The organism is Phytobacter sp. V69 (assembly GCF_965644215.1).
Lineage (GTDB): Bacteria > Pseudomonadota > Gammaproteobacteria > Enterobacterales > Enterobacteriaceae > Phytobacter.
Window position 1 is genome coordinate 1 of the sequence record NZ_CBFFRL010000468.1, and the last position, 810, is coordinate 810.

1 protein-coding gene is annotated in these 810 nt (G+C 53.2%); it reads left to right on the top strand.

Going from position 1 to position 810, the window contains the following annotated elements; genetic code table 11:
• The coding region (locus tag ACSZPU_RS26035) for a RecE-related exodeoxyribonuclease (protein ID WP_499004510.1) at positions 1 to 810 on the top strand (810 nt) is incomplete at both ends.

The following is an 810-nucleotide window of genomic DNA, read 5'->3' on the forward strand; positions in this document are numbered from 1 at the left end:
AAAACGGTATTTGCGCAGGATAAACGCCACGAACTGAACGCGGTGATCACGTTCGCTCAAGCCTGGGTTGAAACCCCGCGTATTGATCGCGGGCTGCTCGTTAAAGAATGGGCTGCTGGCAAACGGGTGACCACTGTACAGCGCACTGATGCTGGCACAACCGCTGGCGGTAGCATCCCAACCGATCGCAACCCTGATTACATTCACACCCTGGACACGCTGGATATCGAAATCGCAGCAGCAACACTACCGATGGATTTTGATATCTACAACATCCCTGGCGGGATCCATCGTCGCGCAAAAGAAATTATCTCTGGCAAAGAAAGCCCATGGAAAGAATGGTCAGCGGTGCTGCGCAAAACGCCTGGCATTCTAGATTATTCCCGCGCGGCAATTTTTGCCGTTATCAGAAGCGCTCATCCTGAGTTTTATAAAACCCCTGGGCGCCTGATCGGTTACACAAATGCATACCTTACCGAAACCGATCACGCCAAGCCAACCGCCGAAACCCTCACGGCCGCCCGCCAGATTGACAGCGCCGCAGTGGTTGCCGGAGTTATTCAGGGCACGGAACCTGTTGAAAGCCTGGATAAGCTCTCAACTGAATTTTCTGTTGTTGGAAAAATCGCAGCAGCGGCAGCTAACCCTGTCGACACCAAACCAACTCAGCCAATCGTCGAAAAAATCAGCGACGGCATGTACTCAATTGACGGCCTGATGGGTCAGCAATCCACCACCAGCACAACCAAAGAGGCTGCCGACCATGTGCAGATGGAAGCGACTGTCACGGTCGAAAGCGAAGTTAGTGGC